Origin of the sequence: Fodinicola acaciae (assembly GCF_010993745.1) — a bacterium.
Taxonomy (GTDB): domain Bacteria; phylum Actinomycetota; class Actinomycetes; order Mycobacteriales; family HKI-0501; genus Fodinicola; species Fodinicola acaciae.
This window is the reverse complement of sequence record NZ_WOTN01000003.1, coordinates 155,239-180,554: the sequence shown is the minus strand read 5'-3', so window position 1 is coordinate 180,554 and position 25,316 is coordinate 155,239. Positions and strand designations below refer to the sequence as shown.

Below are 25,316 nucleotides of genomic sequence, written 5' to 3'. Positions count from 1 at the left end.
ACTGGCGAAAAGTGCTAGGCGGCGCGCCGCTGGACCTTGCCTTTGCGCAGGCAGGAGGTGCAGACGCTGAGCTTCTTGGGGGTGCCGTTGATGACAGTCCGTACGGACTGGATGTTCGGCCGGAACATCCGCGCCGAGCGACCCTTGACCCGCCGCTTGATCGCGTTCTTACCCAGCCGGGCGACGGTGTTTCCGAAGCCGGGCTCCTTGCCGCAGACGTCACAATGTGCGGACACTGACTCTCTCCTCAAGCTCATGATCGGTGACGCGACACCATCGGGTGCGGCAGGCAACCTGTCAAGAATAACCAGCACCATTGGCCACGGCCAAACCGGGTCCGCAGGCTAGGCTCTCACACCGTGTCGACACCAGACGGCGTCTTCGACGCGGCCATCGCGCGCCGCTGGTGTGCAGCCGGTCTGGCCAAGCTGCGACGGCACCGCGACGAGATCAACGGCCTCAACGTCTTTCCGGTGCCGGACGCCGACACCGGTACGAACCTCGTGCTCACCATGCGCTCCGCCTGCCGCTCGTTGGCCGACGGCAAGGACGCGCAGCGCGTCGGCGAGGTGCTCCGGCATGCTGCCAGAGGAGCGCTGCTCGGCGCGCGCGGCAACTCCGGTGTGATCGTCGCCGAGTTCCTGCGCGGCATGGCCGACGCGCTGGCCGGCCATAGGGTCGCGACACCGGCCGAGCTGGCGGAGGCCTTCACAGTGGCGGCCGACGCCTGTACGGCGGCGGTCGAGCAGCCGCTGGAGGGCACGGTCCTGTCCGTCGCGCGCGCCGCCGCCGAGGCGGCGAAGGCCGCCGGCGACCTCGCGTCGGTCTGCGAAGCGGCGACCGACGGCGCGGCGCAGGCGTTGCAGCGCACGACCAGCCAGCTGCCGGCGCTGGCCGCCGCCGGCGTGGTCGACGCCGGCGGCCGCGGGCTGCTCGTCCTGTTCGAGGCGCTCACGACGGTCGCCACCGGCGGCTCGATCCTCGACGACGACACCGACGAGCCGGAGGAGACCAAGCCGGCCGGACCACCCGCGTACGAGGTGCAGTATCTGCTCGACGCCACCAGGTCGGCGGTCGACCACCTCCGCCGCAAGCTCGCGCCGCTGGGCGACTCGCTGGCCGTGGTGAGCGCCGACCAAGGCACGTGGAACGTGCACGTACACGTCAACGACATCGGCGCCGCGATCGAGGCCGGCATCCAGTCCGGCCGGCCACACCACATCTCGGTGACCCGGTTCGCCGACCAGCTCGACCACGCGCCGCACGCCGGCCACGTGCACCAGCCGCCGGTTGAGCCGGAGCGGCCGGCCGGTCGCGCGGTGCTGGTCATTATCGCTGGCACGGGCCTCGCGCAGGTGCTTGAGGAGGCCGGTGCCGCGGTGCTGGCGGCGAGTCCGGTGCGCGCGGCGGACGTACGCGCGTCGATCGACGCGACCGGCGCGGCCGAGGTCATCATCGTCTGCCTGGCCGATGTCGAAGGCGAAGGCAGCGGCCACGCGGCCGTCGACACCGCCGCTCACGGCGCGCGCGAGGACGGCCGCCGCGTCACGGTCGTACCGGTCGCGTCGCCGGTCCAGGCGCTGGCGGCCACCGCCGTCTTCGATCCGGAGCGCCGCTTCGACGACGTCGTCATCACGATGGCGGAGACGGCCGGCGCGACGCGGTGGGCCGAGCTGGTGGTGGCGACCAAGGAGTCGCTGACGGTCGCCGGCCGCGCTCGTGCCGGTGACGTCGTGGCGCTGGTCGAAGGCGAGGTCATCGCGGTCACCGACGGGTCGGCCGAGGAGGTGCTGGCGTCGGCGCTGACCGACCTGATCGACCGGCTGCTGAGCGCCGGCGGCGAGCTGGTCACCGTCGTCACCGGAGCGGACGCGCCGGACGGCCTCGCCGAGCTGGTCGAGGAGCACGTCGCCGCGCGGTGGCCGCTGGCCGAGGCGCAGGTGTTCGCCGGCGGTCAGGTGTCGCGGCCGGTTCTTGTCGGTGTCGAGTGACAGACTCGTAGCCGTCATGTATGCGATGGACAAGCCGCTCAAGAGCATCCTCAAGCCGGCGCAGGCCCGCAAGCTGGCCGACGGTCTCGGCCTGCTGACCGTCGGCGACCTGATCTATCACTTCCCCCGTCGCTACGGCGAGCGCGGCGAGGCCACCGACCTCGGCGACCTGAAGGTCAACGAGGACGTGTCGATCATCGCCAAGATCGTGTCCAAGAACGTACGCCAGACCAGGCGCAAGACCGACGACAAGCCGCTGCACATCGCCGAGTTCACCGTCGGCGACGGCCAGCGCCGGCTCAAGGTCACCTTCTTCAACCAGCGCAAGCGGGTGCACGCGCTGCAGCTCGGCGGTTGGGCCCTGTTCGCCGGCCGGGTCGGTAAGTTCAAAAACGCCTACCAGCTGACCAACGCCGACTTCAAGCCGATCGACGTGACCGACCTGGCCGACGGCGAGGATCCGGTGGAGGTGTTCGCGGCCGGCCTGATCCCGCTCTATCCGGCCACCAAGGAGGTCACCACCTGGGACATCTCCAAGGCGGTCGACTTCGTCCTGAAGATGCTCGCGCCGCCGGAGGATCCGGTGCCGGAGGCCGTACGCCGGCGGCACGGCTTCATGGACCTGGCCACCGCGCTCAAGGAGATCCATCGGCCGACGACGCGCGACTCGCTCAACGAGGCGCGCAAGCGCCTCGCGTACGACGAGGCACTGGCCCTGCAGGTGACGCTGGCGCAGCGCCGGCACGCGGCTCGCGACAACCCGGCCACGCCGCGGCCCGGCCGGCTCGGCGGCCTGCTCGACGCCTTCGACGAGCGGCTGCCGTTCCGGCTCACCGACGGCCAGCTGGCGGTCGGCAAGACGCTCGCGACCGAGCTGGCCGAGCCGTTTCCGATGCACCGGCTGCTGCAGGGGGAGGTCGGCTCCGGCAAGACGGTGTGTGCGTTGCGCGCGATGCTGCAGGTCGTCGATTCCGGCGGCCAGGCCGCGCTGCTCGCCCCGACCGAGGTGCTGGCCGCACAGCACGCGCGGTCGCTGCGCAAGCTGCTCGGTCCGCTGGCGACCGCCGGAGAGCTCGGTGCCGACGACAACGCCACGCGCGTGACGCTGGTGACCGGCTCGCTGTCCGCGCCGGCCCGCCGCGCCGCCGAGGCCGAGGCGGCCTCCGGTGAGGCCGGCATCGTCGTCGGCACGCACGCGTTGCTCTCCGAAGGCGTGACTTTCGCCGACCTCGGTTTCGTGGTGATCGACGAGCAGCACCGGTTCGGTGTCGAGCAGCGCGACGTCCTCCGCGCCAAGTCCGACAAACCGCCGCACGTACTCGTGATGACCGCGACCCCGATCCCGCGGACCGTCGCGATGACCGTGTACGGCGACCTGGAGACGTCGTCGCTGTCCGAGCTGCCGGCCGGCCGCGCCGGCATCACCAGCCACGTCGTGCCGGCCGACAAGCCGAAGTGGATCGAGCGCTCCTGGCAGAAGGTGCGCGACGAGGTCGCCGCCGGCCGCCAGGCGTACGTCGTGTGTCCGCGCATCGGTGAGGAGCGCGGCGCCGACGACGACGTCGACGAGGAGTTCCTGGACGACGACGAAGGCGGCGAGAAGCAGGAGCTGCAGGCCGTGCTGGAGGTCGCGCCGGCGCTGATGCGAGGCGAGCTGGCCGGTGTACGCTGCGGGATCCTGCACGGCCGGATGCCGGCCGACGAGAAGGAGTCGGTGATGACCTCCTTCGCCGCCGGCAAGGTCGACGTACTGATCGCCACCACGGTCATCGAGGTCGGCGTCGATGTCCCCAACGCGACCGTGATGGTGATCCTGGACGCCGACCGGTTCGGCGTGAGCCAGCTGCACCAGTTGCGCGGCCGGGTCGGCCGTGGCTCGGCGGCCGGCATGTGTTTCCTGGTGACGACCATTCCGTACGGCACCAAGACGCACACCCGGCTGACCGACGTGGCGTCCACCTTGGACGGGTTCGAGCTGGCCGAGCTGGATCTGAAGGCCCGCAAGGAAGGCGACATCCTCGGCGCCGCGCAGTCCGGCCGGCGGTCGCAGCTGCGGCTGCTGTCGCTGCAGCGCGACCGCAAGATGATCCTTCACGCGCGCGAGGACGCGACGCAGATCGTCAACGAGGATCCGACATTGGCCAAGCACACGGCACTGGCGGTCGCCGTCGACGCGTTCCTCAACCCGGACTCGGCCGACTATCTTTCCAAAGGATGACGCTGATAGCGCACCTGTCCGACCCGCACCTCACGGTCGGACCTGCCGGCGACGGACCGGAGGCCGGCCTGCGTACGGCCCTGCGGACCGTCGCCGCGTACGCACCTGACGCGGTCGTGATCACCGGCGACCTGGTCGACAACGGCCAGGTCGCCGAGTACGAACGGCTGCGGCCGCTGCTGGCCGGCCTGCCGTGGCCGGTGCACCTCGTACTCGGCAACCACGACGATCGCGCCGCCGCTCGGCAGGTGTTCTCGTTGCCGGGCGAGGGGTTCGTGCAGTATGCGGTGGACATCCGCGACACGCGGCTGGTGGTGCTCGACTCGCTCATCCCCGGCTCGGCCGCCGGCGAGCTGTCCGCCGACCGGCTGGCCTGGCTGGACTCCACCCTCGCCGAGCGGCCCGACACGCCGACGCTGGTCGCGCTGCACCATCCGCCGATGGCGACCGGCATCGCCGGCATGGACGCGATCGGCCTGACCGCTCCCGGTTTCGCCGAGGTGCTGGCGGCCCATCCGCACGTCGTACGCGTGCTGACCGGTCACATCCACCGGTCCGTCAGCGCACGTTTTGGCGGCACGACGGTGACGGTGTCGCCGAGCACGGCGCGCCAGGTCACCCTCGACCTGACCGGCGCCACCGAGGTCACCTTCCGGTCCGAGCCACCGGGTTTCCTGCTGCATTTCTTCGATGGTCCGGATCCGGTCACGCATCTCGTACCGGTCGGCGACCACGGGCCGACGTGGACGATGCCGGACGTCCAGTGATGCGAGGACTACGCGGAGTTTGTTCGCTGATATAGCGTTCCTCACCATGGAGCGCACTCTGCGGACCGAACACCTCGAACTCTTCGACAAGGATTTCGCGGCCAGGCCGGCCTACCGGCTGATGCAGAACGCGGTGACCCAGACCGCGGTCGCCGACATCGCCCTGGACCGGCGGGTGGTGACCGGCATCGACGGCTCGGTGTCGCACCTGCTGGACGACTGGAAGGTCACCAACCAGGGAAAGTCCGGCCGTTGCTGGATGTTCGCCGGCCTCAACCTGCTGCGGGTCGGCGCGGCCGCCAAGCTCGGGGTGAAGGACTTCGAGTTCTCCCAGGCGTACGTCCAGTGGTGGGACAAGCTGGAGCGCGCCAACTACTTCCTTGAGGCGATCATCGAGACGGCCGACCGCGACGTCGACGACCGTACGGTGGCGCACCTGCTGTCGTCGCCGATCGACGACGGCGGCCAGTGGCACATGTTCGCCGCGCTGGTCCGCAAATATGGCTTGGTGCCCAAGGTCGCCATGCCGGAGACCGACAGCGCCGCGGCGACCGGCGCGATGAACGGCATCCTGCGCAAGGTGTTGCGCGAAGGTGCCCGCGCGCTGCGCGCGCTGCCGGACGAGCCGGCGCGGCGCGAGCGCAAGGAAGAGATCCTCAAGGTCGTACACCGCGTCCTGAGCATTCACCTCGGCACGCCGCCGCGGACGTTTCTGTGGCAGTGGAAGGACGACGACAAGGTCTTCCACCGCGACGGCTGGCTGACGCCGGCGGAGTTCGCCGACACGTACGTCCAACTGCCGCTGGACGACTATGTCTGCCTGGTGCACGACCCGCGACCGTCCAGTCCCGCCGGGCGGCTGTTTACCGTGCAATACCTTGGAAACATCGTCGAGGCTCCGCCGGTCGTGTATGTGAATACCGAGATCGACGTGCTGCGCAAGCTCGCGATGGACAGCCTCGTGGGCGGCGAGCCAGTCTGGTTCGGTTGCGATGTCGGTCAGCAGATGAGCACCGAGCTCGGCATGTGGGACGTGCGGCTTTACGATTACGAATCCGTCTATGATACGGATTTCGGCCTCGGCAAAGCCGATCGGCTGCTGCACCACGAAAGCCAGATGACCCACGCGATGCTGTTCACCGGCGTCGACGTGGTCGACGGCGCGCCGCGGCGGTGGCGGGTCGAGAACAGCTGGGGCGAGGACAAGGGCAACGACGGCTTCTGGACCATGAACGACTCCTGGTTCGGCGAATACGTCTTCGTCATCGCCGCCCGCCGCTCGGCCCTGCCCGCCAACCTGACCGCCGCCCTCGACACCGACCCGATCGTCCTGCCAGCCTGGGACCCGATGGGCGCTCTCGCTCGGTAAAAGGCGCCTGCGCGGCCGAGGAGCCGTCGGCGTCCCGATAGGTGGCGAGAAGATCCAGTATATGGACCAGGAGCGCGTGTGTAGCGCTAAATGTCGTGTGGTGAATGCGACTGAAGAGGCCAGTGATGCTGCCGTGATTGGCAGCTCGCAACAATGCCCGGTTTGATGTCTTGTTTAACAAGTATTACGCAGTCGGCCCGCCTCACCTGCATTGTCAGCCACAGCAGTCGCGCCAGCACCACTCCGGCCACCACTCGATGTTCGCAAGGCCCCCATGCGTGCGTCAGACGCACGTAAGGAGGCCCCATTACCAAACGCAAACCGACAAGACAGACATTTAGCGCTACAGCGCAATCGCTGGCATCCAGACCGACGGGTTGCTTCCAAAATGTCGGCCCAGAAAACCCAGCCCCGCCCACAAACGCCCGCCCGCACCCCCCAATGCACACGATTGGCATCCACGCGCCCCTCCCTTGAGGTCGTCCTCCGCGCAGGAGCGCCCGCCGCGCAGGCGAAAAACCCACCACCCCCTGACGCAACAAACGGGCGAATCCACCACCGATCCAACGCAACAAGGGACGACGCAACCGCCTCCACAACGCGAGAAACAGGAGATGCAACCACCCTCACTCCATGCAGCAACCACGCCGCAACTACCTGCCCAACGCACCAAAACTGCCCCGCCTCAGCCAACTGCCCCGCCACCGCCCCCGCCAGCCCACAGCTCACCCATGCCCCACCGCGCCACTCCCCAAGCCCAAGACCGCACCACCTAGGCTCACCCCCGTGACAAGAATCGTGGCCGGTGTGGCCGGTGGCCGCCGGCTACAAGTGCCACCTGGCCGTAACACCAGACCGACCGCCGACCGCACGCGCGAAGCCCTCTTCTCGACCCTCAACTCGTTGGTCGACCTGGCCGACTGCAGCTTCCTCGACCTCTACGCCGGCTCCGGAGCGATCGGCCTGGAGGCGGCCTCGCGCGGCGCGCTCGCGGTCACGCTGGTCGAGAACGCGAGACCGGCGTTGGTCACGCTGCGTCAGAACGCCGCCAGCCTCGGCCTCGAAGTCACCATCGAGGCGACCGCCGTCGAGCGGCTGGCGGCGAGCCATGCGCCGCGCGCGTACGACGTCGTCTTCGCCGACCCGCCGTACGCGCTGCCGGCCGACGATCTGCGCAAGGTGCTCACTGACCTGCGGGAAAACGGCTGGCTGCGGCAAAACGCGACAATCGTGGTGGAACGCTCCTCGCGGGACGAGCCGTGGATGTGGCCTGATCCACTCGTCGCGGTGCGCCAGCGTGCGTACGGAGAGTGCACCCTTTGGTACGGTCAGGCCGTCCCAGGTTAGGGAGGTCACGCGTGCGGCGTGCGGTGTGTCCCGGTTCGTTCGACCCGGTCACCAACGGTCACCTCGACATCATCGGCCGGGCCAGCCGGCTCTACGACGAGGTCGTGGTCGCGGTGCTGATGAACGCGAGCAAGCAGGGCCTGTTCCCGGTCGAGGAACGGATCGAGCTGCTGCGTGAGGTCACCTCGTCCTATGGCAACGTGGTCGTCGACTCGTTCCGTGGCCTGCTGGTCGACTACTGCCGGGCCAAGGACATCCCGGTGGTGGTGAAGGGCCTGCGCGCGGTCAGCGACTTCGACTACGAGCTGCAGATGGCGCAGATGAACCACGAGCTGGCCGGTGTCGAGACGCTGTTCATGCCGACCAACCCGGTGCACTCTTTCTTGTCCTCCAGCCTGGTCAAGGACGTGGCACGCTGGGGTGGCGACGTGTCCGAGCACGTGCCGGACGCGGTGCGCAAGCGGCTCGTCGAGCAGTTCGGACAGTCCGGCTGAGCCGGCGAGGGGGGATCTGACATGAGCGAGACCGACCAGACCGGCCGGCACCAGTTCTTCGCCGGTGGCGAGGCGGTGGCCGAGCAGCCGACCGGGCCGCTGCCGTACGACCAGGCCTACGAGCAGCAGCCGTACGGCTATGAGCCGGCCGAGCCGGAGCGGCGCGGCAGCACCGAGGCGGCGCTGGACCGCATCGACGAGCTGACCGCGATGGTGGAGCAGGCGCGCGGCGTTCCGATGTCGTCCAACTGCATCATCAACCGCGGCGAGTTGCTCGGCCTGCTCGACGAGCTGCGGGTGGAGCTGCCGACCGAGATCCGCCGCGCGCAGGCGCTGCTGGAGGAGCGCGACAAGCTGGTCGCGGCCGGCCAGCGCGAGGCCGACCGGATCATCGCCGAGGGACACACCGAGCACCAGCGGCTGGTCTCCACCGCCGAGGTCACGGTGGCGGCGCAGCACGAGGCCAACCGGATCCGCGCCGAGGCCAAGGCCTCCGCGCAGCGCCGCCGCGAGGAGACCGACCAGCTGATCGACACCGCGCTGGCCAACTTCGAGCAGACGCTGCAGCGCAACCTGGCCTTCGTCGAGCGCAGCCGCGACAAGCTCAAGGCCCTCTCCGAGATCGGTCCGTACGAGGCCTCCGACGACGCCGGCCCGCTGCCGTTCTAAAAGCTCGCATGGCCACCATGCGTGCGCTGGACGCACGCATGGTGGCCATGCGACCTTGAGGCCGATTTCGACGCGGACGGGTTGCTGAGGTAGCCTCTTTCTTCGGTCTGCATGCAGCGGGCCGCTCAGCGCTGTCACCAATCACAGAGAAGCCGCCAAGAAACCGCTATGCCCGAGAACAGGACTGGCCACGGCCGGACCGGCGTCGACCACCGGTCGCCGTTCGTCGTCGGCGTGCGCCAGTTCGACCGCCAGCCGGGCGAGATGCGTGAGACGCAGCTGCGGGTGCCGGCGCCGGCCGACCTCGGCCTGGACATGATCCGCGTGCCGGAGGGGTCCGAGCTCGATCTCGACCTGCGGCTGGAGGCGGTCAGCGAGGGCGTGTACGCCTCCGGCACGGTGACCGCGCAGGTGGTCGGCGAGTGCGGCCGCTGCCTGGAGCCGATCGACACCGAGTTGGTCGTCGACCTGCAGGAGCTGTACGTCTTCGACACCAGCACCACGGCCGAGACCACCGACGAGGAGGAGGTCGCTCGGCTGCACGACGACACGCTCGACCTCGAGGAGCCGGTGCGTACGGCCATCGTGCTGGCGCTGCCGGCCAACCCGGTCTGCCGGCCCGACTGCGCCGGCCTGTGCCCGGACTGCGGCGGCCGGCTGGACGACCTGCCGGCCGGTCACGCCCACCAGCAGGCCGACCCGAGGTGGCAGGCGTTGCAGACGCTGGCCGAGCCAACCGTAGGATCAGAAGACCAGGGTCGCGACGCGCGGCCGCATCGCCAGAAGGAGAACTGACCGTGGCCGTCCCGAAGCGCCGGATGTCGCGCAGCAACACCCGTTCGCGTCGATCGCAGTGGAAGACCACGGCCGTCGCGACCCAGCCGTGCCCGCAGTGCCGTTCCCCCAAGCTGCCGCACACCGCGTGCAGCGTCTGCGGTCGCTACAACGGCCGCCAGGTCATCGCGGTCTGACCGGCGTAGAGCCTATGCCGGTAGCCCAGGGATCAGATGCCCCGTTAGCCGGAAAGCGCGCCGCGCAGACCTACCAGCGTCCGCCGACCAGTGACCTGACCGACGCGGTCGGGGTGCCGGTCGGCGAGCAGCTGTTGATACGCGCGCTCACCCATCGCTCGTACGCGTACGAGCACGGTGGCCTGCCGACCAACGAACGGCTGGAGTTTCTCGGCGACTCGGTGCTCGGCGTGGTGGTGACCACCCGCCTCTACCGTGACTACCCCGACCTGCCGGAGGGCCAGCTGGCGAAGCTGCGCGCCTCGGTGGTGAACATGCGCGCCTTGGCCGCCGTTGCCCGCAGGCTCGGGCCGGGCGGCCTGGGTGCGCATGTCTACCTCGGCAAGGGCGAGGAGGCCACCGGGGGCAGGGACAAGTCCAGCATCCTCGCCGACACGCTCGAAGCCGTCATCGGCGCGGTCTACGAGCAGTACGGCATGCCGACCGCCTTCGAGGTGGTCGAGCGGCTGTTCGGCCAGGTCATCTCGGACGCCGCCGAGCGCGGCGCCGGCCTGGACTGGAAGACCAGCCTGCAGGAGCTGACCGCGGACAGCTCGCTCGGCGTGCCGGAATACAAGGTGACCGCCACCGGGCCCGACCACGACAAGACGTTCACCGCGGTCGCCGTGGTGAGCGGCGAGGACGTCGGCAGCGGCACCGGCCACAGCAAGAAGGAGGCCGAGCAGGAGGCCGCCGAAGCCGCCTGGCGGCTGCTGCGCTCCCGCCAGCCGGACGCGGCCTCGGTGCCGGCCATCGCCGACGGCTCCGCCACCACCTCGTAGTTTCGCCGCACCGCGGCAAGGGTGTGAGCAAATACGCGCGGTGCGTGCTGACCGGCGGCGGTGTGGCCTGGATAAGGTTTTCCGGTGCCAGAGTTGCCCGAGGTCGAGACCGTACGCGCCGGGTTGCAGCAGTGGGTCGCCGGCCGGACGGTCGACGCCGTGCAGGTGCTGCACCAGCGGGCCGTACGCCGTGAGGTCGGTGGCGCCGCCGGCTTCGCCGACCGTGTCGCCGGTCGCAAGGTGCTATCCGCGCGGCGACGCGGGAAATACCTGTGGATGCCACTGGACTCCGGTGAGGCGATCGTCGGCCATCTCGGCATGAGCGGCCAGCTGCTCGTGCAGCCGCCGGACGCGCCGGACGAGACGCACCTGCGGATCCGCTGGACGTTCACCGACGGCGGCCGCGAGCTGCGGTTCGTCGACCAGCGGACGTTCGGCGGCATGTTCGTCGACACTCTCGTGCCGTACGACCTGTATCCGGACACCGACGTGCCGGCGACACTGCAGCACATCGCACCGGACCCGCTCGAAGAGCTGTTCTCCGAGTCGCTTTTCATCGCCGGCATTCGCGCCCGCCGCACTGGACTCAAGCGTGCGCTGCTCGACCAGTCGCTGATCTCCGGCGTCGGCAACATCTACGCCGACGAGGCGTTGTGGCGCGCCAAAATGCATTACGCGCGGCCGACCGAGACGATGACGGCGCCGGCGATCCGCTCGATCGTCGTCCATGTCCGCGATGTCATGGAGGCAGCGCTGCGGGAAGGCGGCACCAGCTTCGACAGCCTGTACGTCGACATCAACGGAAGCAGCGGCTATTTCGACCGGTCGCTCAACGCGTACGGCCAGGAAGGCCTGCCGTGTCCGCGTTGTGGCACCGCGATCCGCCGCGATCCGTTCATGAACAGGTCGAGCTACACGTGCCCGAAATGCCAACCGAGGCCACGGCGAGCGCGCTGGTGAAACGGCTTTCCCGGCTGGTCGACCCGTTCATTCTGGCGATCCTGGCGACCGTCGGCGTGGCCGCCGTGCTGCCGGCGACCGGCCTGGCCGCCACGATCGCCAGCCACGCGACGACCATCGTGATTGGACTGTTGTTTTTCCTTTACGGCGCACGGTTGTCGACCGCGACCGCGTGGGAAGGCCTGAAACACTGGCGGCTGCACTCGGTCGTACTCGCCTCCACGTTCGTGCTTTTCCCGTTGCTCGGCATGGCCGCGCAGGTGTTGGTGCCCGGGGTGCTCAGCCCGCAGCTGTACGCCGGCGTTCTTTTCCTGTGTGTGCTGCCATCCACCGTGCAGTCGTCGATCGCGTTCACCTCGATCGCCGGTGGCAATGTGGCCGCGGCGATCACCAGCGCGTCACTGTCCAATCTGGTCGGTGTGGTCGTTTCTCCGCTGTTGGTCGGGATTTTCCTTTCCGCGAGCGGCGGATTCAGCGCGTCGTCCATTCCGGACATCGCTCTGCAGCTGCTCGTACCGTTCGTCATCGGTCAGCTGTCCCGTCGCTGGACCGCGGACTTTGTCCAGAAGCACAACAAAATCCTGATGCTGGTCGACCGTGGCTCGATCCTGCTGGTGGTCTACACGGCGTTCAGCGCCGGGGTCGCGGCGCACATCTGGCAGCGGTTGTCCGGCTGGCAGCTCGGCGCGCTGCTGGCCGTGGACGTTGTGCTGCTGGCGCTCGTACTCGCGATCACCAACTTCTCCGCGAAACTGCTGAAGTTTTCACGCGAGGACCGGATCACGATCGTGTTCTGTGGCTCGAAGAAGAGCCTGGCGACCGGTCTGCCGATGGCCAATGTGCTGTTCGCCGCGCACGGTGTCGGCCTGATCGTGCTGCCGCTGATGCTCTTCCACCAGATCCAGCTGATGGCCTGCGCGGTGCTCGCGCGTCGGTACGCTGCGTGGGCTGGGTCCTCCGACGAGGCCGCCGGACAGGAGCAGACCGATGCCTTCCACCCCACCCACCGCTAGCGCCGCCGTCACCGTCAGCGCCTCCCCGCAGGCGGTGTACGACCTGGTCAGCGACGTGACGCGGACCGGTGAGTATTCGGCCGAATGTGTCAGCTGCGAGTGGCTGGACGGCGGCACCGCGGCCGTGGGCGCGCGGTTTCGCGGTCGTAACAGGCGCGGCCGGCGTGGCTGGTCGACGGTCAGCCGGGTGACCGACGCCGAGCCGGGGAAGCGGTTCGCGTTCGAGGTGATCACCATGGGCACGCCGGTGGCGCGCTGGCAGTTCGACCTGGTCGCGACCGGCGACGGCTGCACGGTCACCGAGAGCACCTGGGACCGCCGGCCGGCGTGGCTGCGATACGCGAGCATCCCGGTCACCGGCGTCCGCGACCGTACGGCCGAGAACACGCGCAACATCAGCCGCACCCTCGACCGCCTCAAGTCGGTCGTCGAGTCGTGACAGCTATACGCGACACGCATAGCAATCTCCTGATCACCCCTAAGCGGACCGGCGATAAGGTCGCGAGCGTGGCGGAGCAGGAGGTCGTACGGCTGACCGCGTGGGTGCGCGGTCACGTGCAGGGCGTCGGTTTTCGTTGGTGGACGCGTGCTCGCGCGTTGGAACTCGGCCTGCGGGGTTACGCGTCAAACCTTCGGGACGGCCGCGTCGAGGTGGTCGCCGAAGGGGATAAAACGGACTGTGAGCGGCTGTTGGTGGCGCTCAACAGCGGCCGTACGCCGGGCCGGGTCGACGCGGTGGTGGAGCGCTGGTCACCGGCCCGGGGGATGGCGGTAGGATTTGTGGAGCGCTGACCGGCGCGGGGAGGGCGCGAAAGTGCCTAGGAGAGTGTTTGTGCTGGTCAGCAAGGTGCGACCGGGCTGTGGGGGGACCAACTTGACCGGTCGTGCCACCCGGCGGACACTGGGGTGACCGCCTTGGAGTGACGTACAACTGCCGAGGTTCAAAAGTCTGCGCCCGCAACCAGCTGGCGCTGCAACGAGGAGTCATGATGGCGAAGGCCCTGCTCGGCCACGTCGGTACGGCGCCAGACCGGCGTCTCACCGATGAGGTACATCGGCTGCGCGCTCGGGTACGTGCGTTGGAGTTCGAGGTCGCTCGGCTGCGCGCCGACAACGACCGGCTGCACGCGGCGGTAGCCGTATCCGAGGACGCGATCCGACTGGAAGAACCAGCCCTGACCTAACTTTCGCCTCCAAGGCGGCCTGTGCGACAGGCCCTTTCCCCCGCCGGTGCACCTCCACTCACACGGCGTCGGCCTTCTCATCCCCCGTCCACCCGGTCATCGCGAAAAGTGTCCGGGTTAAACGGCTGAGTCGACTGCGACATCCGGAGATGGTGTGCACCTCAAGAGCCTTACCCTGAAGGGGTTCAAGTCCTTCGCGTCGGCGACGCACCTGAAGTTCGAGCCCGGCATCAACTGTGTCGTCGGGCCGAACGGCTCGGGGAAGTCCAACGTGGTGGACGCGCTCGCCTGGGTGATGGGGGAGCAGGGCGCCAAGTCGTTGCGCGGCGGCAAGATGGAGGACGTCATCTTCGCCGGCACGGCCGGCCGGGCGCCGCTCGGCCGCGCCGAGGTCACGTTGACGATCGACAACGCCGACGGCGCGCTGCCGATCGAGTACGTCGAGGTCTCGATCACCCGCCGGATGTTTCGCTCCGGCGAGAGCGAGTACGAGATCAACGGCAACAAGTGCCGGCTGCTGGACGTGCAGGAGCTGCTGTCCGACTCCGGCATCGGCCGCGAGATGCACGTCATCATCGGCCAGGGAAAGCTCGACTCGGTCCTGCAGGCCAAGCCGGAGGACCGCCGCGGCTTCATCGAAGAGGCCGCCGGCGTGCTCAAACACCGCAAGCGCAAGGAAAAAGCGGTCCGCAAGCTGGAGGCGATGAGCGCCAACCTGACCAGGTTGACCGACCTCACCGCCGAGCTGCGCCGCCAGCTCAAGCCACTCGGCAAGCAGGCCGAGGTGGCCCGCCGCGCCGCCACCGTGCAGGCCGACCTGCGCGACGCGCGGCTGCGACTGCTCGCCGACGACTTCATCAGCCTGCGTACGACGCTGGAGAAGGAGGTCGCCGACGAGGCGGCCATCCGGGAGCGGCGGACGTACGTGGAGAGCGAGCTCGGCGAGGCGCGGCAGCGCGAAGGCGAGCTGGACAAGGTGGTCGCCGACCTCGCGCCGGCGCTCGCTCGCGCGCAGGAGACCTGGTACAAGCTGTCGTCGCTGGCCGAGCGGTTCCGGGGCACCGCGCAGCTGGCCGACGAGCGCGTACGGTTTCTGTCCAGCGAGCCGGAGGAGACGCGCAGCGGCCGCGACCCGGAGCAGCTGGAACGCGAGGCCGCCGCCGTACGCGAGGAAGAAGCCGAGCTCACCGCACTGCAGGAGACCGAGAGCGAGCGTCTTGAGGACGCCATCGAGGCGCGCCGCGAGTTCGAGAGCCGGTTGCAGCAGGCGGAGAAAGCGCTGGTCGCGGCCGTACGGTCGGTGGCAGATCGGCGTGAGGGGCTGGCCAAGCTGACCGGCCAGGTCAACGCGGCGCGCAGCCGTACGTCCGCCAAGGCGGACGAGATCGAGCGGCTGTCGGCCACCATCGCGCAGGCGGTCGATCGCGCGCAGCAGGCGCAGAGCGAGTTCGACACGCTGCAGGCGCAGATCGAGGGCCTCAACGAGGGCGAGCTGGGCCTGGACGAGCGGCACGAGGCCGCCAGCGAGGAATACCAGACCGCCAAGGCACGTGTCGACGAGCTGAAAGACGCGTTGCGTGCGGCGGAAAAGTCGGCCAGCGAGTGGAAGGCGCGCGAGGAGGCGCTGGCGCTCGGCCTGCGCCGTAAGGACGGTGCCGCCGCGCTGCTGGCCGCCGGCGAGCGCGCGCCGGGACTGCTCGGCAGTGTCGCCGCGTTGCTGACCGTCGAGCCCGGCGCCGAGGCAGCGCTGGCCGCCGCGCTCGGTCCGATCGCCGACGCGGTCGCCGCGGCCACCGCCGACGACGCCATCACGGCTCTGAAGCTGCTGCGCGAGGAGGACGCCGGCCAGGCCGGCATCCTGATCGGCAGCTCCGGTCCGCCGGTCGACCGCAACAGCTGGCCGCCGCTGCCGGCCGGTGCGCGCTGGGCGGTCGACGCGATCCGCGCTCCTGAGCATCTGCAGCGTGCGCTCGTACGCGCGTTGGATCGCGTGGCGCTCGTGCCGGACCTGGCGGCGGCTCGCTCGCTGGTCGCGTATCACCCGGCCGTACGCGCCGTGACGGCAGAAGGCGACCAGCTCGGTGTCGACTGGGCCGCCGGCGGTTCGGCGTCCGCGCCGAGCCTGATCGAGGTGCAGGCGGCGGTCGACGAGGCCGAGCACCACCGCAAGGAATACGAGGAGCAGGCCAGCCGGCTGGCCGCCGAGCTGGAGGCGGCGACCGCCGCGTCGGCGGCGGCGAAGGAGCAGGTCGAGACCACCCTGCAGGCTCTGCACGAGTCCGACGCGCGGCTCAACGCGGTCACCGAGCAGCTGGCGCAGCTCGGCGCGGCGGCGCGGTCGGCGACCGGTGAGGCCGAGCGGCTGACGGCGGCTCGCCGCAAGGCCGAGGAGGCCCGCGACCAGGACCTGGAGGCGCTGAACGCGCTGGAGGAGCGGCTGTTCGCGGCCGAGGACACGCCGGTCGACGACGAGCCGTCGACCGACGAGCGGGACGAGCTGAGCGCCGAGGTCGTGCTGGCGCGCCAGCGTGAGATGGACGCGCGGCTGGCGGTGCGTACGGCCGAGGAACGCGTGCGTGCGCTGCACGGTCGCGCCGACTCGCTGGAACGAGCCGCCGCCGCTGAGCGCGCCGCGCGCGAACGTGCCGAGCGCGCGCGTGCCGCTCGTATCCGTGGCGCGCAGATCGCCAAGGCCGTGTCGGTCGCCGCGCGAAAGGCCGCCGAGAAGGTGGCGATGTCGCTGGAGATCGCCTCCGCCGAACGCGACGCCGCCAACGACCGGCGAGCAGCCGTCGACGGTGAGCTGGTCAACCTGCGCGCGCGTACGCGTGAGCTGGCCTCGGAGCTGGACAAACTGACCGACGCCGTACACAAGGACGAGATGGCGCGCGCCGAACAGCGCATGCGCATCGACGCGCTCGAGACCAAGGCCGCCGAGGACCACGGCATCGAGATCGAGACGCTGCTGGAGGAATACGGCCCCGAGCAGCTCGTACCACCATCGGCCGCCGAGCTCGCCAAGGCCGAGGCCGACGGCAAGGAGCCGCCGGAGCCGAAGCCGTACGACCGCGCCGTACAGGAGAAACGCGCCGCCAAGGCCGAGCGCGACCTGCAGCTGCTCGGCAAGGTCAACCCGCTGGCGCTGGAGGAGTTCGCCGCGCTGGAGGAGCGTCACACGTTCCTGTCGACACAGCTGGAGGACCTGAAGAAGACCCGCAAGGACCTGCAGACCGTCATCAAGGACGTGGACGAGCGGATCCTGGAGGTCTTCACCGAGGCGTACAACGACGTGGCGGCCGAGTTCGAGGTCGTCTTCCGTACGCTCTTCCCCGGCGGCGAGGGGCGGCTGATCCTCACCGATCCTGACGACATGCTGCTCACCGGCATCGAGGTCGAGGCGCGGCCGCCGGGCAAGAAGGTCAAGCGGCTGTCCCTGCTGTCCGGCGGCGAGCGTTCGCTGACCGCGGTGGCCCTGCTGGTCGCGATCTTCCGCGCGCGGCCTTCGCCGTTCTACGTGCTGGACGAGGTCGAGGCGGCTTTGGACGACACGAACCTCGGTCGGCTGTTGACACTGATCGAGCAACTGCGTGACACGTCGCAGCTGCTGATCATCACGCACCAAAAGCGGACGATGGAGATCGCTGACGCGCTCTACGGCGTATCGATGCGCGGCGACGGCATCACGCAGGTCATCAGCCAGCGCATCCGCGAGCCGGAGCCTGTTTCGTAGGTTTGGTCGCATGGCCACCATGCGTGCGCTGGATGTACGCATGGTGGCCATGCGGTTGTTGCGGTGGAGGGTGGTTGGGTTTTCTGTTTGGTGCGTTGGGGTTTTGGTAGTAGGGCCTCCTTACGTGCGTCTGACGCACGCATGGGGGCCTTGCGAACATTGAGTGGCGGCCCGGGCGGTGACTGGTGTGGCTGGCAATACGGGTGAGGCGGGCTCGGCCGGGTGTCGCATAGTGGACCGTGCCGTCACCTGCCGAGACGGGGAGGGACAATAGGGGCTATGGCGGTTGTCGCGGCTGTGTGCTTCGTGTGGTTTGGGCTGGTGGTGGGGATCTCGTTCGTCGAGGCGCCGCTGAAGTTTCGTGCGCCTGGCGTGACGACGGCGATCGGGCTTGGCATCGGGCGGGTGGTTTTTCGTGCGCTCAATGCGATCGAGCTGGTCCTCGGGCTGGTCCTGCTGGCCGCCGCGTTCGCGGCCACCCGGCTGGTCGGTGGGATCGTCGCGATCGATGTTGTTTTGCTGGTGCAGCTGATCGCCATACGGCCAGGCCTCAACCGCCGGTCGGATCGCGTGCTGGCCGGCGAGGACCTGCCGCGGTCACGACTGCATTTTGCCTACATCGCCTTGGAAATCCCGAAGATCATCGGGCTGCTCGCGGTCGGGGTGCTGGCTCTGGCCGGTTAGCGGCGGGCGCGGCGAGGCTTGGCTGGCGGCAGGTTGTTGTGCCATGACAACGGTACGGCGGCCGCCGGTTTCAGCGCGGCGCGGGTGCCGGCGTACGACTTGTTCAGCGTAATCCGGGAAGCACGCCGGTCGATCTCCAAAACCGCAAGCATGTTGCCAAAGTATGGACCGGCCAGCTTGTGCCAGGTCAGCCGCGGCCGCAGAATCCGTGCGCCAAGAGTGAAAAGCCGGGTCAGTCGCGCGGCCCAGCGGGACCAGCCGGCGGTGAAGCCGACGCGCATGAATCCTGGTACGTCGTTGTGCACCGGCGAGCAGGTCAGCTGATAGACCTTCGAAGAAACACCGGCGATGTCGGCCTCGGCCACGTACGCGTGATGAACATCGCCTGACAGCACACAAATTGTCGCCGGCGGTGGGCCGTAGTCGCCGCGGCCGACGGCGCGTACGAGGTCGAGGAAAGCCTCGAAAGACTCGCGCATCGCGGCCCAGTGTTCCATGTCGGCCAACTGTCGCAGCTTTTCACCGCGGGCGGCCCACGATGGTCCCCAGACGCCGGCGACCATCGCCTCGTTGGTGGCCTCGATGTCGTGAATCGCCTGCGGCATCAACCAGGGCAGCGACGAGCCGATCAGCAGGTGGTCGTAGTCGCCGGCCAGTTGTTCCTTGATCCAGGCCCATTCTGGCGGACTCACCATCGAGCGGTGTCCGTCGGTCAGTACGCGTCCACACCTCGTGTCGATCACCAACACGCGCGTACGGCCGAAATCACGGCGATAACTCCACTGATAGCCGGGTCCGCCGTCGGCCTCGGCGTCGGCGCGCTCGGCGAAACCTTCCAGCAGGTCCCAGGCATCTGCGCCGTCGGCGCTGATTTTCTGCGCCTCGGCCCAGGTCGGCTCGGCGGCCAGCTGCGCCGGCGACAGGTTTCCCAGGTGTTGATAGAGAAAATACGACGCGAGCCCGCCGGTGATCCGGCCGTGCCACCAGTCGGTCGCGGCCATCTTTCGGCGCCAGGACTCGGAAGTGTTCCAGTCGTCGCGTACGTCGTGGTCGTCGAAGATCATCATGCTCGGCACCGTCGACAGCAGCCAACGTACGTCCGGGTCACCCCACGACTCCAGGTAAAGCCGCGTGTATTCCTCGAAATCGGCCACCTCGCCATAAGGCGGCCGCTCGATGTCGCGCCGCGTCGCGATGAAGGCCTTGGTGTCCGGCGAGGTCTCGTCGGCGTAGACCTGGTCGCCGAGCAGCATCAGCACGTCCGGCCAGGTCTTCGTGCCGGCGGCGAGATCCCGCGCGTACGTGTCCAGCGCGTCCGGATCGTGCGGGCTCTGCTCGCCGAAGGCCATCGGCGTCGCGTGCCGGCAGGAGCCGAAGGCGAACCGCAGCTTCTGCTCCGGCAGTGGCGTGCGGATCACGCTGGCCGGATAGGGCGACTCGGCCAGTGGCCAGGCGAGGTCGCCGTCCAGCCGCACCTCGTACGCGGTCCGCGAACCGGGCGTGAGATCCGCCACCGACACCAGCGCGAAATGATGGCCGCCGACCGTCACCGTACGCGCACGATGCGAGAGAATGTCCACCTCGCACGGCTCGTCGGTTTCCACCCAAATGGTCGCTTCCGTGCTGGACACGTAACGAAGAACGGGTCCAAGGCGCAGGTTCGGCATCCCCCATGTCTAGCGCATGCGCCAACCCGGCCGAGCCCTTGGCGAGCCCCGTGGCTCCAATCTGGGAGGATTACGGCCATGGATTGGGTGCTCGTCACGATTGTGGTGGCCGCGATCGTGGTGCTGGCCGCGGTGGCCGGCGGTGTCGCGTACGCCGTGCCGGCGCTGCGGCGGCGCAACGCTCAGCGGCAGTTGGAGGACACGAGCACACCAGAGGCGACCGCCGAGCCGGAAGCGACGAGACCGGCACCGGCAGCGGTCGAGGCGCCACCAGAGCCGGTCATCGAGGTCCCGGAGCCGACCGCCGGCCGGCTGGTACGGCTGCGCGCCCGGCTGGCTCGCTCGCAGTCGACGCTGGGCCGCGGCCTGCTCAGCCTGCTGTCCCGTGACAGGCTCGACGACGATGCCTGGGAAGAGGTCGAGGACTCGCTGCTCACCGCCGACGTCGGTGTCAAGGCGACCTCCGAGATCGTGGAGCGGCTGCGCGAGCGTACGCGCGTGCTCGGCACCCGCGAGACCGGAGAGCTGCGCGCGTTGCTGGCCGAGGAGCTGGTCAACGCGATCGGCAAGGACGTCGACCGTTCGTTGCACACGGCGCCGCATGACGACCGTCCGGCGGTGCTGCTGATGGTCGGCGTCAACGGCACCGGCAAGACGACGACCTGCGGCAAGCTCGCGCGCGTACTCGTCGCCGACGGCCGCAGCGTGCTGCTCGGCGCTGCCGACACCTTCCGCGCGGCCGCCGCCGACCAGCTCACCACCTGGGCCTCCCGGGTCGGCGCCGAGGTCGTACGCGGCCCGGAGGGCGCCGACCCTGCGTCGGTGGCGTTCGACACCGTCAAACGCGGCATCGAGGACAAAGTCGACACCGTACTGATCGACACCGCCGGCCGGCTGCAGAACAAGACCGGCCTGATGGACGAGCTCGGCAAGGTCAAGCGGGTGGTGTCGCGGCACGGTGACGTGGACGAGACGCTGCTCGTGCTCGACGCCACGACCGGCCAGAACGGCCTCGCGCAGGCACGCGTGTTCACCGAGGTCGTCGACGTGACCGGGGTGGTGCTGACCAAGCTGGATGGCACCGCCAAGGGCGGCATCGTGATCGCCGTCCAGCGCGAGCTTGGCATTCCGGTCAAACTGGTTGGTCTTGGCGAAGGACCGGACGATCTGGCACCCTTCGACGCCGAGCAGTTCGTCGATGCCCTACTGGGGGAGACCGCGTGAGCCAGCCGCCACCGCCGGGTGCGGGCTACAACCAGCCTCCCAACCAGTCGCCGCAGAACCAGGCACCCCAAAGCCAGTCACCACAGAATGGCCAGCGATGGCCCGGCTATCCGCCGCAACAGCCCTACCAGCCCTACCAACCGCAGCCTTACCAGCATCCGCACACCTCGATCGCGCAGCAGGTGACGCCGCCGCACAACCAGTACGGCCAGCCGCCGGCCCAGCAACGCGACGAAAACGAGACGCCGCTGCACGGCGGCAACGTCTCGACCGTGGTCAAGGTCGGCGACACCGTACGCCGCAGCACCGGTCCCTGGACGCCGGCCGTGCACGCGTTGCTGCGGCACCTGGAGTCCGTCGGCTACACCGGCGCCCCGCGCGCGCTCGGCATCGACGAGAAGGGCCGTGAGGTGCTCTCCTTCGTCGAGGGGGAGTGCGGCGACTATCCGCTGGCCGAGCACTGGACGACCGACGAGGCGCTGACCACGGTCGCGACCATGCTGCGGCTCTTCCACGACGCGCAGCGCGGTTTCGTGCCGCCGGCCGGCGCGACCTGGCGGTCGTTCGGCCCACCGCCGCCGGACACCGAGGTGATCTGCCATCACGACGCGGCGCCGCACAACGTGGTCTGGCGGCCGGACGGCAGCCTGGCGATGATCGACTTCGACCTGGCCAGTCCCGGCGCGCGGATCTACGACGTGGCGTACTCGGCGTGGACCTGGGTCCCGTTGTTCTCCGACCGCGACTCGGCGACGCTCGGCTGGAAGCAGCCCGACCGGGCGCGGCGGCTGCGCCTGTTCGCCGACGCGTACGGCCTCACGCCGCGTGACCGGGAGCGGCTGGTGCGGGTGATCCGCCGCCGGATCGTCGATCACGTGGAGGGCATCCGGCGGATGGCGGCGGCCGGTGAGCCGGCGTTCGTACGCATCGTGCAGCGCGGCCATCTTCGCCGGCCGATGCGTGACCTGCGGATTCTCGACGCTGAGCGGGCACACTGGGAGCACGCGCTGCGCGCCTAGCGCAACAAAAAAGGAGGGACGACCTCCCTCCATTTTTAACGTATACCGCAACATAGGCCTTGCCACAAGACCCCGGTGCTGCCGCAGAATCACCGACCGTAAGCAAACCGCGGACATCGGAGTCACTGCGTGCACGTGTTCCACCTTCCTGACAACCTCGCCGCCAAGGCCGATCCGGCGCTGGTCGCCGCCGACGAGCGGCACTTCGCCGCGATCGCCGAGAGCCTGCAGCGGTCGATCGCCGAGATCTCCGCGGAGCTCGACGCCGAGCGCCGGGCACCTGGCGGCATGGGACAGGCCGCGCTCGATCGCGACCTGGCGGTCCACCGACTGGCCGCGCGGCTGCGCGCGTTGCGGCGCTTCGGTGTGGACCTCTGCCTCGGTCACATGGTCAGCGCCGACAACCCCGAGCCGGTGTACGTGGGCCGGCTCGGCCTGAAGGACAGCGCCGGCCGCCAGCTGCTGATCGACTGGCGGTCGCCGGCCGCCGAGCCGTTCTTCGGCGCCACCCACGCCAACCCGATGGGCCTGGTGAGCCGGCGCCGCTATCGCTGGACGCGCGGCCAGGTCACCGACTACTGGGACGAGGTCTTCACGCCGGACGGCCTGGTCGGCCACGCCGCCGCTCTGGACGACCAGTCGGCCTTCATCGCGAGCCTCGGCAGCAGCCGGTCACCGCGGATGCGGGACGTACTGGGCACCATCCAGGCCGACCAGGACGCCATCGTCCGTGCCGGGTCGTCCGGTGCGCTCGTCGTCGACGGTGGCCCTGGTACGGGCAAGACCGTCGTCGCGCTGCACCGCACGGCGTACCTGCTCTATTCGGATCCGCGTCTCGGCCACCGGCACGGCGGTCTGCTGTTCGTCGGTCCGCACCGGCCGTATCTGGCCTACATCGCCGACGTGCTTCCGAGTCTGGGCGAGGAGGGCGTACGCACCTGCACGCTGCGCGACCTCGTCACGGAAGGCGCGATCGCGACCGTCGAGACCGATCCGGACGTGGCGATGCTGAAGGCGTCGGCCGAGCTGGTGAAGGCGATCGAGCCGGCCGTACGGTTCTACGAGGAGCCGCCGGCGGAAGGCACGACGGTCACCGTCGACGGTGTCGGCATCCGGCTGACCGCTGCCGACTGGGCGCAGGCGTTCGACGCGGCAGAGGCCGGCGTTCCGCACAACGACGCGCGCGAGCTGATCCTGGGCGAGCTGCTGGAGATCCTGGCCGACAAGTACGAAGGCGAGCTGGACGACGACCTTCTTCGGCGGTCGTTGCTGCGTAACAACGAGCTGATGGCAGCGCTCAACACCGCCTGGCCGCTGCTGGAGGCCGCCGATGTGGTCGGCGATCTCTGGTCGGTGCCGGCGTACCTGCGCAAATGCGCGCCGTGGCTGAGCGTCGAGGAGGTGCGAGCGTTGCAACGGCGCGATCCGCAGGCCTGGACGGTCTCGGACCTGCCCTACCTGGACGCGGCGCGGCAGCGGCTCGGCGATCCGGCGGCGGCACGGCAGAAGCGCCGGCGCGCCGCCGCGCTCGCCGACCAGCGCGCACACATGGACCTGGTCGTCGACAACCTGATCTCGGCCGCGCGCGACTCCGGCGCCGATCCTGACGACGGCATCGGCCTGGTGAACATGCTGCGCGGCGAGGACGCGCAGGTCAGCCTGGTCAACGAGGACGTCCTGCCGACCTCCGATCGGGACGTGCTCGCCGGTCCGTACGCACACGTCGTGGTGGACGAGGCGCAGGAGCTGACCGACGCCGAGTGGCAGATGTTGCTGCTGCGTTGTCCGTCACGCAGCTTCACGATCGTCGGCGACCGCGCGCAGGCCAGGCACGGCTTCACCGAGTCGTGGCAGGAACGGCTCAAGCGGGTCGGCCTCGACCGGGTCACGATGGCGGGCCTGACGATCAACTACCGGACGCCGGAGGAAGTGATGGCCGAGGCGGAGCCGGTCATCCGGGCCGCGCTGCCGGACGCCAACGTGCCGACCTCGATCCGGGCCAGCGGCATCCCGGTCAGGCACGGATCGGTGTCCGAGCTGGACGCGATCCTGGACGAGTGGCTGGCCGAGAACGCCGACGGCACCGCCTGTGTCATCGGCGATCCGGCGTTTGCCGAGCGCCCGCGCGTACGGTCGCTGACGCCGGTGCTGTCCAAGGGACTGGAGTTTGACCTGGTGGTGCTGGTCGATCCTGAGCGTTTCGGCACAGGGATCGAAGGAGCGGTCGACCGGTACGTGGCGATGACCCGAGCGACCCAACGGCTGGTCGTCCTGACCAGTTAGGGTTCTGGCTGTGCGGATCGCCACCTGGAACGTGAACTCCATCGTCGTACGCCTGCCGCAGGTGCTGGACTGGCTGGGCAAGGCGGAACCGGACGTGTTGTGTGTCCAGGAGCTCAAGTGTGCGGCCGACGCGTTCCCGTACGAGGACGTGCGCGAGCTCGGCTACGAGGTGGAGGCGCACGGCACCGGCCGGTGGAACGGCGTGGCGATCCTGTCCAAGGTCGGCTTCGCCGAGGTCGTCCGCGACCTGCCGGAGCAGCCGGGTTTCCAGGCCGAGGACTCGATGCTGGAGATCGCCGAGCCGCGCGCCATCGCGGCCACCTGCGGTCCGGTGCGCGTCTGGTCGGTGTACGTGCCCAACGGCCGCGAGGTCGAGCATCCGCACTATTACTACAAACTCCGCTGGCTGGAGGCGTTGCGAGCGGCGGTCGCCGACGACGCCTCGGGGACGAGGCCGTTCGCCGTACTCGGTGACTTCAACATCGCGCCGACCGACGCGGACGTGTGGGATCCGGCGGCGTTCGCCGGCGACACGCATGTCACGGCTCCCGAGCGCGAGGCGCTGGCCGGTGTGGTCGGCACCGGGCTGCAGGATCTGTTGCCGCGTCCGCTCAAATACGACCATCCGTTCACGTACTGGGACTATCGGCAGCTCTGCTTTCCGAAAAACCGCGGCATGCGCATCGACCTGGTGCTCGCGAACAAGGCTTTCGCCGGCGCGGTCACCGACTCGTACGTGGACCGCGAGGCGCGCAAGGGCAAGTCGCCGTCCGATCACGCGCCTGTGGTCGTCGATCTCGACGTCTGATACCGGCCAAAGAAAACCTCTCCCTAAGTAATGAGTTTTTGATTAGTTTGACCAGGGCCTGTCGAGCCGCCTGAGGCGGTCCGACAGGCCCGTCATT

23 protein-coding genes are annotated in these 25,316 nt (G+C 69.2%); 21 read left to right on the top strand and 2 right to left on the bottom strand.

The window, feature by feature from the left end:
* Nucleotides 1–14 precede the first annotated feature (14 nt).
* Nucleotides 15–236: a 50S ribosomal protein L28 gene (rpmB, locus tag GNX95_RS27205; RefSeq protein WP_187369710.1), complete on the bottom strand. Its 222-nt coding sequence runs from the start codon at nt 234–236 to the stop codon at nt 15–17.
* Nucleotides 237–359: 123 nt separating this feature from the next.
* On the opposite strand from rpmB, the gene GNX95_RS27200 reads away from it, so the two are divergent.
* From GNX95_RS27200 to GNX95_RS27120, 17 genes are all read left to right on the top strand, one after another.
* A complete protein-coding gene (locus GNX95_RS27200) occupies nt 360–1,991 on the top strand; it encodes a DAK2 domain-containing protein (protein WP_163510454.1) in 1,632 nt (543 codons plus the stop codon).
* 16 nt (nt 1,992–2,007) lie between these two features.
* Complete coding sequence (gene recG, locus GNX95_RS27195) at nt 2,008–4,209, top strand: ATP-dependent DNA helicase RecG (protein ID WP_163511956.1); 2,202 nt, start codon at nt 2,008–2,010, stop codon at nt 4,207–4,209.
* Entirely contained in the window at nt 4,206–4,976 is a 771-nt protein-coding gene (locus GNX95_RS27190; protein WP_163510452.1) for a phosphodiesterase, read from the top strand. Before recG ends, GNX95_RS27190 begins: the two co-directional genes overlap by 4 nt.
* Nucleotides 4,977–5,022: 46 nt before the next feature.
* Complete coding sequence (locus GNX95_RS27185) at nt 5,023–6,345, top strand: C1 family peptidase (protein WP_163510450.1); 1,323 nt, start codon at nt 5,023–5,025, stop codon at nt 6,343–6,345.
* A gap of 786 nt (nt 6,346–7,131) precedes the next feature.
* Nucleotides 7,132–7,692, top strand: coding sequence for a 16S rRNA (guanine(966)-N(2))-methyltransferase RsmD (rsmD, locus tag GNX95_RS27180; RefSeq protein WP_163510447.1), 561 nt, complete (start codon nt 7,132–7,134; stop codon nt 7,690–7,692).
* Nucleotides 7,693–7,703: 11 nt separating this feature from the next.
* Entirely contained in the window at nt 7,704–8,186 is a 483-nt protein-coding gene (coaD, locus tag GNX95_RS27175; protein WP_163510446.1) for a pantetheine-phosphate adenylyltransferase, read from the top strand.
* A 21-nt stretch (nt 8,187–8,207) separates the two neighbouring features.
* Nucleotides 8,208–8,855 carry an ATP synthase subunit B family protein gene (locus tag GNX95_RS27170; RefSeq protein WP_222853983.1) on the top strand — a complete coding sequence of 216 codons (648 nt, stop codon included), beginning with the start codon at nt 8,208–8,210 and terminating at the stop codon, nt 8,853–8,855.
* Nucleotides 8,856–9,023: 168 nt separating this feature from the next.
* Nucleotides 9,024–9,650 (top strand): YceD family protein, encoded by a 627-nt coding sequence (locus tag GNX95_RS27165; RefSeq protein ID WP_163510444.1) that lies wholly within the window; start codon nt 9,024–9,026, stop codon nt 9,648–9,650.
* Nucleotides 9,651–9,652: 2 nt separating this feature from the next.
* Complete coding sequence (gene rpmF / locus GNX95_RS27160; protein ID WP_163510442.1) at nt 9,653–9,826, top strand: 50S ribosomal protein L32; 174 nt, start codon at nt 9,653–9,655, stop codon at nt 9,824–9,826.
* A gap of 14 nt (nt 9,827–9,840) precedes the next feature.
* Complete coding sequence (gene rnc / locus GNX95_RS27155) at nt 9,841–10,647, top strand: ribonuclease III (RefSeq protein ID WP_163510440.1); 807 nt, start codon at nt 9,841–9,843, stop codon at nt 10,645–10,647.
* A gap of 84 nt (nt 10,648–10,731) precedes the next feature.
* Entirely contained in the window at nt 10,732–11,607 is an 876-nt protein-coding gene (gene mutM, locus GNX95_RS27150; protein ID WP_163510438.1) for a bifunctional DNA-formamidopyrimidine glycosylase/DNA-(apurinic or apyrimidinic site) lyase, read from the top strand.
* Nucleotides 11,574–12,620, top strand: a complete 1,047-nt coding sequence (locus tag GNX95_RS27145; RefSeq protein WP_163510436.1) for a bile acid:sodium symporter family protein — start codon at nt 11,574–11,576, stop codon at nt 12,618–12,620. Before mutM ends, GNX95_RS27145 begins: the two co-directional genes overlap by 34 nt.
* The gene (locus tag GNX95_RS27140; RefSeq protein WP_163510434.1) at nt 12,595–13,059 is read left to right on the top strand and encodes an SRPBCC family protein; all 465 of its coding nucleotides are present in this window, start codon (nt 12,595–12,597) and stop codon (nt 13,057–13,059) included. Before GNX95_RS27145 ends, GNX95_RS27140 begins: the two co-directional genes overlap by 26 nt.
* A 68-nt stretch (nt 13,060–13,127) precedes the next feature.
* Entirely contained in the window at nt 13,128–13,412 is a 285-nt protein-coding gene (locus GNX95_RS27135) for an acylphosphatase (RefSeq protein ID WP_163510432.1), read from the top strand.
* A 194-nt stretch (nt 13,413–13,606) separates the two neighbouring features.
* Nucleotides 13,607–13,804: a hypothetical protein gene (locus GNX95_RS27130; RefSeq protein ID WP_246281773.1), complete on the top strand. Its 198-nt coding sequence runs from the start codon at nt 13,607–13,609 to the stop codon at nt 13,802–13,804.
* A 154-nt stretch (nt 13,805–13,958) separates the two neighbouring features.
* On the top strand, nt 13,959–17,534 hold the full coding sequence (gene smc / locus GNX95_RS27125; protein WP_163510430.1) for a chromosome segregation protein SMC: 3,576 nt from the start codon (nt 13,959–13,961) through the stop codon (nt 17,532–17,534).
* A gap of 279 nt (nt 17,535–17,813) precedes the next feature.
* Nucleotides 17,814–18,218, top strand: a complete 405-nt coding sequence (locus GNX95_RS27120; RefSeq protein WP_163510428.1) for a hypothetical protein — start codon at nt 17,814–17,816, stop codon at nt 18,216–18,218.
* On the opposite strand, the gene GNX95_RS27115 is transcribed toward GNX95_RS27120, so the two are convergent.
* Entirely contained in the window at nt 18,215–19,885 is a 1,671-nt protein-coding gene (locus GNX95_RS27115; protein WP_163510427.1) for an alkaline phosphatase D family protein, read from the bottom strand. The genes GNX95_RS27120 and GNX95_RS27115 overlap by 4 nt on opposite strands.
* A gap of 78 nt (nt 19,886–19,963) precedes the next feature.
* Here GNX95_RS27115 and ftsY point away from each other — a divergent pair, with 78 nt between their 5' ends.
* The 4 genes from ftsY (at nt 19,964) to GNX95_RS27095 (ending at nt 25,219) form a co-directional block, all read left to right on the top strand.
* Entirely contained in the window at nt 19,964–21,109 is a 1,146-nt protein-coding gene (ftsY, locus tag GNX95_RS27110; RefSeq protein WP_163510425.1) for a signal recognition particle-docking protein FtsY, read from the top strand.
* A complete protein-coding gene (locus GNX95_RS27105) occupies nt 21,106–22,128 on the top strand; it encodes an aminoglycoside phosphotransferase family protein (RefSeq protein WP_222853980.1) in 1,023 nt (340 codons plus the stop codon). The genes ftsY and GNX95_RS27105 overlap by 4 nt, the downstream gene beginning before the upstream one ends.
* A gap of 129 nt (nt 22,129–22,257) precedes the next feature.
* Nucleotides 22,258–24,411, top strand: coding sequence for an RNA polymerase recycling motor ATPase HelR (gene helR / locus GNX95_RS27100; RefSeq protein WP_163510424.1), 2,154 nt, complete (start codon nt 22,258–22,260; stop codon nt 24,409–24,411).
* Nucleotides 24,412–24,421: 10 nt separating this feature from the next.
* Entirely contained in the window at nt 24,422–25,219 is a 798-nt protein-coding gene (locus GNX95_RS27095) for an exodeoxyribonuclease III (protein ID WP_163510422.1), read from the top strand.
* The last annotated feature ends 97 nt before the right edge of the window (nt 25,220–25,316 follow it).